The organism is Psychroflexus aurantiacus (assembly GCF_010820555.1).
Lineage (GTDB): Bacteria > Bacteroidota > Bacteroidia > Flavobacteriales > Flavobacteriaceae > Psychroflexus > Psychroflexus aurantiacus.
Genome location: NZ_JAAIKD010000005.1, coordinates 122,629 through 135,040 on the forward strand (window position 1 = coordinate 122,629; position 12,412 = coordinate 135,040).

Consider the following 12,412-nt stretch of genomic DNA (forward strand, 5'->3'; position numbering starts at 1 on the left):
GCATGTCAAAATTAATTTTGGTTCCCACCCCTATAGGCAATCTTGCAGATATGACTTACCGGGCGGTTGAGGTCTTAAAGTCTGTGGATGTTATTCTTGCAGAAGACACCCGTGTCAGTGGCATTTTGCTCAAGCATTATGGAATAGAAACACCAATGCAAAGCTATCATCAGCACAATGAGCATTCGCAAACCGATTCTGTAGTAAGGCAAATCAAAAGCGGAAGGGAAACCGCCCTCATCACAGATGCGGGTACCCCGGGCATATCCGATCCCGGATTTTTGCTCGCGAGAGCCTGTGTTGCAGAAGGCGTCAAAATCGAGTGTTTGCCAGGAGCAACCGCTTTTGTTCCTGCGCTGGTCAACAGCGGTTTGCCCAATGATAAATTTGTGTTTGAAGGTTTTCTGCCAGCCAAAAAAGGCAGACAAAAACGCCTTAAGGCTTTAGCTGAAGAAGAACGTACCATCCTGTTTTATGAATCGCCTTACAAACTCTTAAAAAGCCTTGAGCAGTTTGCAGACCATTTTGGAGCAGACCGGCAGGTGAGTGTTTCACGGGAAATTTCAAAACTTTATGAAGAGACTGTTCGTGGAAGTCTTGCTGAAGTCATCACGCATTTTGAAGAGAAAAAACCAAAAGGGGAATTCGTCATTGTACTCGCGGGATCCGGATTGAAAGCATAAAAAAAGTTGTTTTAAAACATTTATTGTCACCTTGAACTTGATTCAAAGTCTGTTAAGTGATTGCCCAACAATTTAGATTCTGAAATAAACCTGCCTGCTTGATTCACTCAGGCAGGTTCAGAATGACAAGTAATAGATTTAAAGCAACTTTTTGGAAGTTTGAGAACTTATTTTATCTCTGACACTCGGAGTGTGTTTACCATGCCTTTTGCTTCAATTGGCATCGCGGCCAGGTTGATGGTGAAGTCTCCTTTTTCAACATAATTCTTCTCCTTGGCAATAGAGTTTATGTCATCTATCGTTTCGTCGGTACTCTCAAATTTGTCATAGTAAAAGGCTTTAACACCCCACAACAGGCTTAATTGTGTGAGAATTCTTTTGTTGGAAGTAAAAGCTAAAATATGAGAATCCGGTCTCCAGGCCGAAATTTGAAATGCGGTATAACCACTATTGGTCAATGTACAAATAGCATTTGCGTCGATTTCATTGGCCATTAAGGCGGCGTGATAACAAATGGATTTTGTGATGTACCTCTTGGTTTTGATTTGCGGAGCCTCATGTGGAACGTTGATCAGTGGTGAGTTTTCAACACTTTTCAGAATTTGAGCCATCTTTTGAATCACCTGTACCGGATATTTTCCTACAGAAGTTTCTCCGGATAACATAACCGCATCGGCACCATCCATGACGGAGTTGGCCACATCATTTACTTCCGCTCTAGTCGGTGTAAGGCTGTCTATCATGGTTTCCATCATCTGCGTGGCAATGATGACGGGAATTCTGGCCTGTTTTGCTTTTAAAACGAGTTGCTTCTGAATGAGCGGCACTTCGTGAGCAGGCACTTCTACACCAAGATCTCCACGGGCAACCATCAATCCGTCACAGTAAGCTATGATTTTGTCGATGTTTTTAACCCCCTCCGGTTTTTCGATTTTTGAAATGATAGGAATTTTGTAGGCGCTGTGTTTTTTGATAATTTTCTGAAGCTGCTTGAGATCGCTTGCAAACCTTACGAAGGATAAGGCGATCCAGTCGACCTGGAGTTCACAGGCAAAAATGGCATCTTCAACATCTTTTTCTGTCAGTGCCGGAAGTGAAATGTTGGTATTAGGAAGGTTAACGCCCTTTTTAGATTTAAGCGGCCCGCCCTGTATGACTTTGGTTTTTACTTCACTTTTTTTGTCGGTCGTAAGCACTTCAAAAATAAGCTTCCCATCGTCAAGTAAAATACGCTCACCAGGCTCCACATCCTGTGGAAAGGTATCGTAGTTCATGTAGACCCGGGTTTTTGTACCTTCAAACTCTTCACCTGTGGCAAAGACAATTTCGTCACCAGGTTCTACAACCACCTCGTCTTTCATAACGCCCACCCGAAGTTTAGGGCCTTGTAAATCGCCAAGTATACCTGCGTTATACCCATATTCTTCATTGAGGTCACGAATCATTTTTACACGTTCGCGAACGTCGCCATGATCGGCATGAGAAAAATTGATTCTAAAGATGTTGACGCCTGCATCTAGCATGTCCTTAAGGACTTCTTTTTTGCTGGTTGAAGGGCCTAAAGTGGAAACTATTTTTGTTTTCTTTGATGTTTTCATTAGTCTAAAATTAAATGTTCTGGATGTTTTATCGCATGACTTTCAATAGGGTATGCCATTGAAATTTGATTTATTGTTATTAGTTTTTTTATGATGAGTTCCGGATTGAAAATATCCAGCTCGTCGTCTATTTTCAACAGATAATCTACGCGTTTATAATCTTTCAATAAAAATTCTGAAGTCATTAAATCTTCAGAATCAAATAAATTATCGGCTGTTACAAAAACCTGCTCTAAGCTGACTTTGTTACAGATCAAGTATGATTTGGTATCCCATTCTTTATTGAAATAATCGAATATGGGAAATGTTACTGATTTGCCACCTACACTTAGGTCAAGATTGTTCTCCATTCTTTTGAAACTCGTTCCAAGAACAGAATTGATGAGATAAGCCAGCTTGTGAGGTTCCTGATGAGAATGAATGCCTATCAATTTGAAATCATAAATATCAAAATCAGATAAACTAAATCTTCTTTTCTTCATGATCATGAGGTCATCAAAACTCGTTAATAACATTTCAACAGAGCGAATGTAAATATATGAAACAAAACAAGATGCATCAAATCTTAATGAAATATAAAAAGCGCTAAAGCTTAAGAAAACGTTTTCGTGGAAAGAATTTTAGATACTCATGCTGTTCTGAAATGTAAAGTAAGCGCGTTGAGAAGCTTTTTCTTCAGCCCTTTTCTTTGAAGTTTCCCTTGCTTTCCCAGAAACTTCATTGTTGATGATGAGTTTTACCGAAAAATGTTTTTCTTCATCCTTGCCCTGGTCGTCTTCCACCACAAATTCGAAGGTGAATTTGTTTTTTTGACACCACTCGATCATCAAGCTCTTATAGCTCATCACGCGTTTTTCAAGTTTGACCAGATCAACGTCTTCCCGTATCACTTTCTTGTAGATAAAGGTTTCACAGGCTTTGAATCCTTTATCGACGTATATAGCACCTATAAGCGCTTCAAATAAATTGCCGTTTATATTTTTACCCAGCTTTTCAGTGGGAATGTCAGAAAGGATAAGGTCGGTGAGGTTCAAACGTTCACCGAGTATATTGAGGTTTTTGCGGCTAACAATTTTAGATCGCATTTTGGTCAGGTAGCCTTCATCGCCATGCGGTGCATTTTCAAAGAGATAGGTAGAAATAACAGCGCCAAGAATAGAATCTCCAAGGAACTCCAGACGCTCGTAACTTATATAACGCCCGTCTTCATTTTGTATTTTTAAGGAACGATGTGTAAAGGCTTGTTTATAAACAGCTAAGCCGTTCGGTTTTACCTTTATAATCTTTTGGATTTTTTGAAAAAAAATCCCGTCTGTTTGAGAACGGGATTCATTTAAGATATGTTTAAAAAATTTCATTCGAAAGTGATAAACTACTCATCCATACTTTTAAAAGCTACACAGGCATTATGACCTCCAAATCCAAATGTATTGCTCATCGCAACTTTTATTTTTCGTTCCTGAGGCTTGTTCAGTGTAAGATTAAGTTCGGGATCAATATTTTCGTCTGCAGTTTCATGATTGATCGTTGGAGGAACCAGGTTATGCTGCATGGCTAAAATAGAAGCGATAGCTTCTACGGCTCCGGCGGCACCCAGTAAGTGACCAGTCATTGATTTTGTAGAATTGATATTGATATTCTTGGCGTGATCTCCAAAAACGTTTTTGATAGCTTTCAGTTCTGCCACATCCCCAAGAGGCGTAGAGGTACCATGCGTGTTGATGGTATCGACATCCTCAGGTTTAAGTCCGGAATTTTCAAGACAATTTTTCATCACAGCAATCACTCCTTTTCCTTCCGGATGCGGAGCGGTCATGTGATAGGCATCAGAGGACATTCCTCCTCCAATGACTTCGGCATAAATTTTCGCTCCTCTGGCCTTGGCGTGCTCATATTCTTCAAGAATAAGCGCTCCTCCGCCTTCTCCAAGTACGAATCCATCCCGGTTAGCATCGAAGGGTCTCGATGCTTTCTGAGGGTCATCATTTCTTGTAGAAAGGGCATGCATAGAGTTGAATCCGCCCATACCTGCCTGGGTGACTGCGGCTTCACTTCCACCGGTAACCATGATATCGCTGTAGCCTAAACGAATATAGTTTAGAGCGTCTATCATAGCATTTGCAGAAGAGGCGCATGCAGAAACCGTTGCGTAATTGGGGCCCATAAATCCATGCTTGATAGAGATGTTGCCAGGGGCAATATCTGCAATCATTTTGGGAATAAAGAATGGGTTGAAACGTGGAGTTCCGTCACCTTTAGCAAAGTCAATGACTTCGTTTTGGAAGGTTTCCAAACCTCCAATTCCAGCTCCCCAGATGACACCGATTCGATATTTATCGACAACATCCAGATCCACACCAGAGTCTAAAATGGCTTCATCCGAAGCCACTAAAGCATATTGTGCAAATCTGTCAAGTCGCCGTACTTCTTTTCTGTCGAAGTGATCGGTGGCATTGAAATTTTTTATTTCACAGGCGAATTTTGTTTTGAATAGGCTAGTATCAAAATAGGTGATGGGTGCCGCTCCACTTTTACCGCTTTTGAGGGCTTCCCAATACTCTGATATATTATTTCCTATGGGCGTAAGCGCCCCTAGACCAGTAACTACAACTCGCTTTAATTCCATGAAATAAGACTATTTTTATTTTTTTGCTTCTTCGATGTAAGAAACAGCTTGACCTACGGTTGAAATGTTCTCTGCTTGGTCATCAGGTATCTGAATGTCAAATTCCTTTTCAAACTCCATAATGAGCTCTACCGTATCCAAAGAATCTGCTCCCAAATCGTTTGTAAAGCTAGCTTCTGTAACAACTTCGTTTTCGTCAACGCCCAACTTATCAACGATAATGGCTTTTACTCTTGATGCAATGTCTGACATGATTGTAATTTTTTATGTTTAATTTCAGTGCGCAAAAATATAAAACTTTAGTTTAAAACAAGTTTTAAAGGTGAAAATGTGTTTAAATTTACATAATTATATTTTATAAATTAGTTTTGAATTTACTTTAATTCAAAGTTCAACATCATTTTAAATGGAAAATTTTAAATCAAATTCAAAAAAACGAATAGTTGTTTTTGCCTCTGGTAACGGCACAAACGCTATCAATTTATATCATTATTTCAGGGAGAGTAAAGAGTTCGAAGTGTCTCATGTTCTTTCAAACAATAAAAAATCCAAAGTATTACGTCGAGCCCATGACCTGGGCATAAAATGTATACATTTTGACAAAGAGGATCTGCAGGACTCTACGAGTTTGCTGGAAGTGATCAAAGAAATAAATCCCGATATCATTGCCTTGGCTGGTTTCTTATTAAAAATACCAGAATCTTTCTTAGCGGTTTTCCCCAATCAAATTGTGAACATCCACCCCTCACTGCTTCCCAAATATGGAGGGGAAGGCATGTACGGTGAGCGCGTTTTCAAAAAGGTATTAAAAAATAAGGATAAGGAAAGCGGGATTACCATACATTTTGTTAACGCCAAATACGATGAAGGTGAAATCATCGCTCAGTATAAAATCGAACTGGATGATGATGAGGACCTTAATTCTCTGGAAGAAAAGATTCATTCGCTAGAATATGAGCATTATCCGAAGGAGATTGAAAAGCTTTTGTCATAGATTATGTCCAAATCATCCAAGTATTACGTCGTTTGGGAGGGTTATGAGCCAGGCATCTATTCCTCCTGGACGGATTGTAAACTAAAAATCCAAAATTATCCCAACGCGAAATACAAATCATTTCCAAGCCTGGAAGAGGCTAAAGAGGCTTATGCTATGGGGTTTTTCAACTATCAGAAACAAAAAAAAGCAACTTCCAAAACCTTTTCTACAGAAGGTATTGAATGGAATTCTATAGCGGTAGATGCTGCCTCTAGCGGAAATCCCGGTAAAATGGAGTACCGCGGGGTGGTGACTAAAACCAAACAGGTCTTGTTTCATATGGGTCCGTTTCCCAACGGAACCAACAACATTGGGGAGTTTCTGGCTCTGGTGCACGGTCTGGCCTTTTTGAAAAATAAAAAAAGCGAGTTACCGATTTACACAGATTCTAAGATTGCGATGTCCTGGATCCGCCAAAAAAAATGTAAAACCAAGTTAGCAAGGAATTCTGAAAATGAAAAGCTGTTTGAACTGATCAAAAGAGCTGAACTCTGGCTGGCAACGAATAGTTTCAAAACCCCTATCCTAAAATGGCAAACCAAAGCCTGGGGAGAAATCCCTGCCGATTTTGGGAGAAAATAACTCGAGTACTCATGCAGATGAAGGTTGTTATTATGCTGCCTGACCAGCTTTTGAGGCTTCGAAAATGTGGGGTTTGGCAGCCGATGTATAAGGTGTTTCGGATGCGTTTTTATTCATCGTAAAGCGCGACTTGATTCTTATAGAAAGCCTTATATTTGCAAAAAAAATTAAACTAGTTATGAGCAAATTACTGATTGTTGGAACTGTAGCCTTCGATGCCATCGAAACCCCTTTTGGAAAAACAGACAAGGTCCTTGGCGGTGCTGGAACTTACATCGCTTTAAGTGCTTCTCAGTTCAATATAGAATCCGGAGTGGTTTCTGTGGTTGGTGATGATTTTCCGCAAGACTATCTCGATTTGCTCACCAATAGAAATGTGAATTTAGACGGTTTAGAAATCGTAAAAGGTGGAAAAACATTTTTCTGGAGTGGGCGTTATCATAACGATATGAATACAAGGGATACCCTGGATACTCAGTTGAATGTTTTGGCAGAGTTTCAGCCTGTTGTCCCCGATAATTTTAAAGATTCAGAAATCGTTATGCTTGGCAACCTTCATCCAGCGGTACAACTCAGTGTGATGGAGCAGGTCAACAACCCGAAATTAATCGTTCTGGATACGATGAATTTCTGGATGGATTCTGAGCTCGATTTGCTGAAACAGGTCATTTCAAAAGTGGATGTGATTACGATCAATGATGAGGAGGCACGACAGCTTTCCGGAGAATACTCGTTGGTAAAAGCAGCCAGAAAAATAAGAGATATGGGGCCCGATTATGTGGTCATCAAAAAAGGGGAGCACGGCGCCCTGTTGTTTCACAAGGAAGAGATGTTTTTCGCGCCTGCACTTCCGCTGGAAGAAGTTTTTGATCCTACGGGAGCCGGAGATACCTTCGCCGGAGGATTTGTAGGGTATCTGGCCAATTCCAGAGACGTTTCTTTTGAAAACATGAAAAATGCAGTGATCTACGGATCGAATTTAGCTTCCTTTTGTGTTGAAAAGTTTGGGACAGAAAAAATGTTGGATTTGAATAAAGACGAGTTAGACAGACGCCTGGAGAGTTTTAAGGCACTAACCCAATTTGAGATTAATTTAGCTTAATACTTAGTGCCCTGAATGTTCGGGGCATTTTTATAGAATACAAAAATGAGTGATCTAATAAAACATGAGTGCGGAATTGCCACTCTCAGACTTTTGAAACCACTTTCCTATTATCAGGAAAAGTACGGCAGTGCATTTTACGGCATCAACAAGATGTATTTGATGATGGAAAAACAGCATAACAGGGGTCAGGATGGAGCTGGGTTTGCAAGTGTGAAGTTGGATGTGGAGCCCGGTAACAGATACATCAGTCGTGTACGATCAAACGCGGCTCAACCTATACAGGATATTTTTGCTCAGATCAATGAAAGAATCAATACAGAGTTAGAAACCAATCCGGAAATCCTCGAAGATGTAGATGCTCAAAAAGTAAACCTTCCCTATCTGGGTGAAGTTTATCTGGGCCACGTGCGTTACGGGACTTATGGTAAAAACAGTATTGAAAGCGTTCATCCCTTTCTAAGACAAAACAACTGGATGCACCGGAATCTTATTGTTGCCGGGAACTTCAATATGACCAATGTAAACGAGTTGTTTCAAAATCTGGTGGAACTGGGTCAGCATCCCAAGGAGAAGGCCGATACGGTAACGGTGATGGAGAAGATTGGTCATTTCCTGGATTCTGAAGTCGGGAAGCTTTATAAAAAACTGAAAGAGAAAGGCTTTAATAAAAAAGAAGCCTCACCGCATATTGTTGAGCAGCTTAAGATTCACAAGATTCTGAGAAAATCCTCTAAAGACTGGGATGGCGGTTACGTGATTGCCGGAATGCTAGGTCACGGCGATTCTTTTGTGCTCCGGGATCCCAACGGGATCAGGCCGGCTTATTATTACAAAGATGATGAGGTGGTTGTGGTGGCTTCAGAGCGTCCGGTTATTCAGACCGCATTTAACGTAGCTTTTGAAGATGTACACGAACTGATGCCTGGGGAAGCCATTATTACAAAAAAGGATGGCTCGGTTCATTTCAAAACCATTTTAAAGCCAAAAGAGCGCAAAGCCTGTTCGTTTGAGCGCATCTATTTTTCGAGAGGCAGCGATGCCGAAATTTATAAAGAGCGGAAAAATCTCGGCCGATTACTGATGCCGGATGTCTTAAAAGCCATCGATTACGATACGATGAACTCCGTGTTTTCTTACATTCCTAATACAGCTGAAACCTCCTTTTATGGAATGGTAGAAGCAGCCCAGGATGAATTGAACCGTCAGAAAAATGAGGCGATTTTAAAAGAAAAAGAAAGCCTTACAGATGAGCGACTCAAAGACATTCTTAATCTAAGACTGCGAACTGAAAAGATTGCCGTCAAAGATGTAAAACTTCGCACCTTTATTACGGAAGACAGCAGCAGAGATGACCTGGTAGCCCATGTCTATGATGTGACCTATGGGGTGGTTAAACCTACTGACAATTTGGTGGTGATAGACGACAGTATTGTGCGGGGAACCACCCTGAAGAAAAGTATTTTGAAAATGCTGGACCGCTTATCGCCAAAGAAAATCATCATTGTCTCTTCAGCACCACAGATTCGTTATCCCGACTGTTACGGAATTGATATGGCAAAACTGGAAGATTTTGTAGCCTTTCAGGCGACAGTTTCACTTTTGAAAGAGCGTGGTATTTATCAGGAAACCGTAGATGCGATTTATAAAAAATGCAAAGACCAGTCAGAATTTGCTTCCCAAGCCGAAGAAAATCATGTCAAAGCCATGTATGCGCCCTTTACGTATGAAGAAGTATCCGAACGGATTTCTCTACTTTTAAGCGATGAGAGCATCACTTCTGAAATTAAGGTTATTTATCAGACTGTGGATAAACTCCACGAAGCCTGCCCTAAAAATCTAGGCGATTGGTACTTTACTGGCGATTATCCCACGCAAGGCGGCAATAAAGTAGTTAACAAGGCGTTTGTAAACTTTTATGAAGGTAAAAATGACAGGGCTTATTAAAAGTTAGGATTAGTCTGCTCAAGCCTCGTTTTTAGATATATTTACGTAAATATTATGATCAGTTGCTATGAGTGAACATTCCTCCCCAAACCAAACCTCAAACGACGAAGTTGATTTGAGTGTGGTTATTGAAAAAATAAAATCATTTTTTAAATCCATTTTGACAGGGATCGTACAGATCTTTCAATTTTTCTGGAACCATAAGGTCAGGCTCTTAATATTTCTGATCATAGGTATTGGTTTGCAGTACCTTTTAATGACTCAGACCCAGAAAATCTATGTCAGTGAGTACTTGGTCAGAACCAATTTTGAGAGTACGGAGTATCTGTATAGCAAAGTCAGCTCGATTAATGCAAAACTCAATTCTGAAGATACGCTCTTCCTGGAGCGTGTTTTTGGAGAAGACTATGAAAGGATAAAGGAACTTGAAGTTTCTCCAGTCGTGGATGTTTACAGCTTAATCAACGAATCCGAAGGAAACAGAGAAATCTTTGAACTTTTATTAGATGAATACGGAGACTTGTCATTTCTTGAAGATGAAATCAATATCAATGAATACCCTACCCACAAATTAAGAATTTTTATAAAAGGTCTGGAAAACAATGAACTTATCTCGAATCGTCTGTATGACTTTTTATCAGATAACGCATTCTTTGAGGAGTTAAAGCAAACGGCATTATCGAGTTACAGGGAACAACTCGAGCAAAATAAAACAATTAGAGCTCAAATCGATAGCATTATAAAAGACCAGAGAGAAAACGGAATGATGCCCAACCTGAATGATAAAGCCGTTAGTTTTACAGTTAGTCAAGATTTTAAAGAACTTTTGACTCAAAAACAAGGTTTGCTAAATAATGACTTTATACTTAGAAATCAGCTTTCCTCTGAGGATGCAATTTTTAAAACCATTGACGCTTCTTTTGGAGTATTGAGTGAAGAGAAGAACTTAAATTATTTTGTAATTCCTTTATCTTTAGTTGCTGCCTACTGCCTGTTTTTCTTTGCTTTGTATTTAAGAAATACGGTGCAAAGCATTTTGAAAGCATAAAATTTCCAGTTTTTTAGTATTTCCCGGGTTGATTTTCAGAGAGGGATTTTAATTTTTTATTGCTTGTGTTGAATTTAGGTAAATCGTATAAACTTTAAACTTATGGGAAAGTACATCTGTCTCTTTGCTTTAGTTAGTTTAGCAGCCTGTAAGGATAAAAAAGTTCCTGACATATCCCAAAATGAAAATGCAAGGGATAATATTTTAAAAGTGGTTATGGAAGTCAAGATTCCTGAAGATGATACGTTCCAATTGTTTTATTTTGAAGATGCATCTCAGGCGAGTTATAAAGTTGAAAAAAGAATTTCAGTACCGGTCACCCGGAGTGATAATTTTCAGAAGGTAGAATTTGAGTTGCCAGTGAAACTGATACCCTATAAATTCAGAATTGATGTCGGTGAAAAAGGGTTGCAAACTCCTGTTGAAATCAAGCATATAAAATTGGAATATAACACGAATTACATTGAGATTGAAAACCCGGTATTCGATCGGTTTTTTCAAACCAACATCTATTTAGAAAAATCAAAAAACACGCTTATAAGGAAAGAGGTGGATGGAAGATCGGATCCTTTTTTTGTTTCAACAGCGCTTTTGATTAAAAAAATGCATATTGAATTTTTAATCAGTACTAAAGCCTCCTACTGATGAAAAAAAATTTAATCATTTTTGGAACACGACCGGAAGCTATTAAGATGGCTCCTTTAATAAAAGAGTTTTTAAAGGATCAGGTCAATTTTGACACCAAAGTTTGTATTACAGCTCAACATAGAGAGATGCTGGACCAGGTGTTGTCTTTTTTTGAAATTGAACCAGACTATGATTTAGACCTTATGAGGCCTAATCAAAATTTATACTCTTTAACGGCAGATATACTGACTTCATTAAAGCCTGTTCTGGAGGAATTTCAACCTGATTTTGTTTATGTTCACGGGGATACGACCACTTCACTAGCCGCAGGTTTAGCTGCGTTTTATTCGGGTGCAAAACTCTGTCATATCGAAGCCGGTCTAAGAACGTTTAATAAGCTGTCACCATTCCCGGAGGAGATGAACAGATCGGTTACAGGTCGTATTGCCGACTACCACTTTTCCCCAACCCAGACGTCCAGACAAAATTTATTGAAGGAGGGTATAGAGGATAAAAATATATTAGTGACTGGAAACACCGTTATTGACGCCTTAAAGTTCAGTAATGCCAGAGTCAATTCTTCAGACTATTTCGACGAAGAAATAGAGTCCTTAACCTCAGTGATAGAACCCGATAAAAAATTGATTTTGGTCACAGGCCACAGGCGAGAAAATCATGGACAAGGTTTTATAGGCATCTGTAATGCACTAAAGCAAATCGTTGAAGAGCAGGAAGATGTTCAAATTATCTATCCGGTTCACCTCAACCCCAAGGTCAAAAGACCAGTGTTTGATATCTTAAACAGGGTGCCACATGTGACTTTAATAAATCCGTTATCCTATCCTGCATTTATATGGTTGATGAGTCAGTCTCATATCATACTTACCGATAGTGGAGGAGTACAGGAAGAAGCCCCGAGTTTGGGGAAGCCGGTTTTGGTCATGCGAGACACTACTGAAAGGCCTGAGGCTGTAAAGGCGGGTACTGTTGTGTTGGTGGGTACAGACCCAAAAAAAATAGTGAAACATACCAGGGAACTCTTGAATAACCCGGAGGCCTATTCCAGCATGAGCAGGCTGCATAATCCGTATGGAGACGGGACTGCCTGCAAAAAAATAGTTCAATTTATTCTGAATGAAATTGGCAAATAGATATTTCTCATC

At 39.7% G+C, this 12,412-nt stretch carries 13 protein-coding genes; 8 read left to right on the plus strand and 5 right to left on the minus strand.

Going from position 1 to position 12,412, the window contains the following annotated elements; all coding sequences use genetic code 11:
* The first annotated feature begins 2 nt into the window (after positions 1 to 2).
* Positions 3 to 683, plus strand: a complete 681-nt coding sequence (rsmI, locus tag G3567_RS10075) for a 16S rRNA (cytidine(1402)-2'-O)-methyltransferase (protein WP_164005206.1) — start codon at positions 3 to 5, stop codon at positions 681 to 683.
* Positions 684 to 850: 167 nt separating this feature from the next.
* Here rsmI and pyk read toward each other — a convergent pair whose 3' ends face one another.
* From pyk to G3567_RS10100, 5 genes are all read right to left on the minus strand, one after another.
* Positions 851 to 2,281 (minus strand): pyruvate kinase, encoded by a 1,431-nt coding sequence (pyk, locus tag G3567_RS10080; RefSeq protein WP_164005207.1) that lies wholly within the window; start codon positions 2,279 to 2,281, stop codon positions 851 to 853.
* Positions 2,281 to 2,763: an IPExxxVDY family protein gene (locus tag G3567_RS10085; protein ID WP_164005208.1), complete on the minus strand. Its 483-nt coding sequence runs from the start codon at positions 2,761 to 2,763 to the stop codon at positions 2,281 to 2,283. The genes pyk and G3567_RS10085 overlap by 1 nt, the downstream gene beginning before the upstream one ends.
* A gap of 138 nt (positions 2,764 to 2,901) precedes the next feature.
* Positions 2,902 to 3,639 (minus strand): ribonuclease III, encoded by a 738-nt coding sequence (rnc, locus tag G3567_RS10090; protein ID WP_164005209.1) that lies wholly within the window; start codon positions 3,637 to 3,639, stop codon positions 2,902 to 2,904.
* 14 nt (positions 3,640 to 3,653) lie between these two features.
* Positions 3,654 to 4,907 (minus strand): beta-ketoacyl-ACP synthase II, encoded by a 1,254-nt coding sequence (gene fabF, locus G3567_RS10095; protein ID WP_164005210.1) that lies wholly within the window; start codon positions 4,905 to 4,907, stop codon positions 3,654 to 3,656.
* A gap of 15 nt (positions 4,908 to 4,922) precedes the next feature.
* Positions 4,923 to 5,159: an acyl carrier protein gene (locus tag G3567_RS10100; RefSeq protein WP_093364943.1), complete on the minus strand. Its 237-nt coding sequence runs from the start codon at positions 5,157 to 5,159 to the stop codon at positions 4,923 to 4,925.
* Between the two features lie 154 nt (positions 5,160 to 5,313).
* On the opposite strand from G3567_RS10100, the gene purN reads away from it, so the two are divergent.
* The 7 genes from purN to wecB all read left to right on the plus strand — a co-directional run bounded on the left by purN (position 5,314) and on the right by wecB (position 12,400).
* Complete coding sequence (gene purN, locus G3567_RS10105) at positions 5,314 to 5,901, plus strand: phosphoribosylglycinamide formyltransferase (RefSeq protein WP_164005211.1); 588 nt, start codon at positions 5,314 to 5,316, stop codon at positions 5,899 to 5,901.
* A gap of 3 nt (positions 5,902 to 5,904) precedes the next feature.
* Entirely contained in the window at positions 5,905 to 6,525 is a 621-nt protein-coding gene (locus G3567_RS10110) for a ribonuclease H1 domain-containing protein (RefSeq protein ID WP_164005212.1), read from the plus strand.
* 178 nt (positions 6,526 to 6,703) lie between these two features.
* Positions 6,704 to 7,627 carry a PfkB family carbohydrate kinase gene (locus G3567_RS10115; RefSeq protein ID WP_164005213.1) on the plus strand — a complete coding sequence of 308 codons (924 nt, stop codon included), beginning with the start codon at positions 6,704 to 6,706 and terminating at the stop codon, positions 7,625 to 7,627.
* A gap of 45 nt (positions 7,628 to 7,672) precedes the next feature.
* Positions 7,673 to 9,574, plus strand: coding sequence for an amidophosphoribosyltransferase (locus G3567_RS10120; RefSeq protein ID WP_164005214.1), 1,902 nt, complete (start codon positions 7,673 to 7,675; stop codon positions 9,572 to 9,574).
* Positions 9,575 to 9,641: 67 nt separating this feature from the next.
* The gene (locus G3567_RS10125) at positions 9,642 to 10,622 is read left to right on the plus strand and encodes a hypothetical protein (protein ID WP_164005215.1); all 981 of its coding nucleotides are present in this window, start codon (positions 9,642 to 9,644) and stop codon (positions 10,620 to 10,622) included.
* A gap of 102 nt (positions 10,623 to 10,724) precedes the next feature.
* Positions 10,725 to 11,267: a hypothetical protein gene (locus G3567_RS10130; protein ID WP_164005216.1), complete on the plus strand. Its 543-nt coding sequence runs from the start codon at positions 10,725 to 10,727 to the stop codon at positions 11,265 to 11,267.
* A complete protein-coding gene (gene wecB, locus G3567_RS10135; protein ID WP_164005217.1) occupies positions 11,267 to 12,400 on the plus strand; it encodes a non-hydrolyzing UDP-N-acetylglucosamine 2-epimerase in 1,134 nt (377 codons plus the stop codon). Before G3567_RS10130 ends, wecB begins: the two co-directional genes overlap by 1 nt.
* Positions 12,401 to 12,412: the final 12 nt, after the last annotated feature.

Excerpts from the sequence above, each read along its gene's own strand:
- G3567_RS10130 (WP_164005216.1), top strand. The coding sequence starts at position 10,725 with ATGGGAAAGTACATCTGTCTCTTTGCTTTAGTTAGTTTAGCAGCCTGT.
- G3567_RS10085 (WP_164005208.1), bottom strand. The coding sequence starts at position 2,763 with ATGAAGAAAAGAAGATTTAGTTTATCTGATTTTGATATTTATGATTTC.
- fabF (WP_164005210.1), bottom strand. The coding sequence starts at position 4,907 with ATGGAATTAAAGCGAGTTGTAGTTACTGGTCTAGGGGCGCTTACGCCC.
- G3567_RS10115 (WP_164005213.1), top strand. The coding sequence starts at position 6,704 with ATGAGCAAATTACTGATTGTTGGAACTGTAGCCTTCGATGCCATCGAA.
- G3567_RS10100 (WP_093364943.1), bottom strand. The coding sequence starts at position 5,159 with ATGTCAGACATTGCATCAAGAGTAAAAGCCATTATCGTTGATAAGTTG.
- G3567_RS10120 (WP_164005214.1), top strand. The coding sequence starts at position 7,673 with ATGAGTGATCTAATAAAACATGAGTGCGGAATTGCCACTCTCAGACTT.
- rnc (WP_164005209.1), bottom strand. The coding sequence starts at position 3,639 with ATGAAATTTTTTAAACATATCTTAAATGAATCCCGTTCTCAAACAGAC.
- wecB (WP_164005217.1), top strand. The coding sequence starts at position 11,267 with ATGAAAAAAAATTTAATCATTTTTGGAACACGACCGGAAGCTATTAAG.
- rsmI (WP_164005206.1), top strand. The coding sequence starts at position 3 with ATGTCAAAATTAATTTTGGTTCCCACCCCTATAGGCAATCTTGCAGAT.
- pyk (WP_164005207.1), bottom strand. The coding sequence starts at position 2,281 with ATGAAAACATCAAAGAAAACAAAAATAGTTTCCACTTTAGGCCCTTCA.
- G3567_RS10110 (WP_164005212.1), top strand. The coding sequence starts at position 5,905 with ATGTCCAAATCATCCAAGTATTACGTCGTTTGGGAGGGTTATGAGCCA.
- purN (WP_164005211.1), top strand. The coding sequence starts at position 5,314 with ATGGAAAATTTTAAATCAAATTCAAAAAAACGAATAGTTGTTTTTGCC.
- G3567_RS10125 (WP_164005215.1), top strand. The coding sequence starts at position 9,642 with ATGAGTGAACATTCCTCCCCAAACCAAACCTCAAACGACGAAGTTGAT.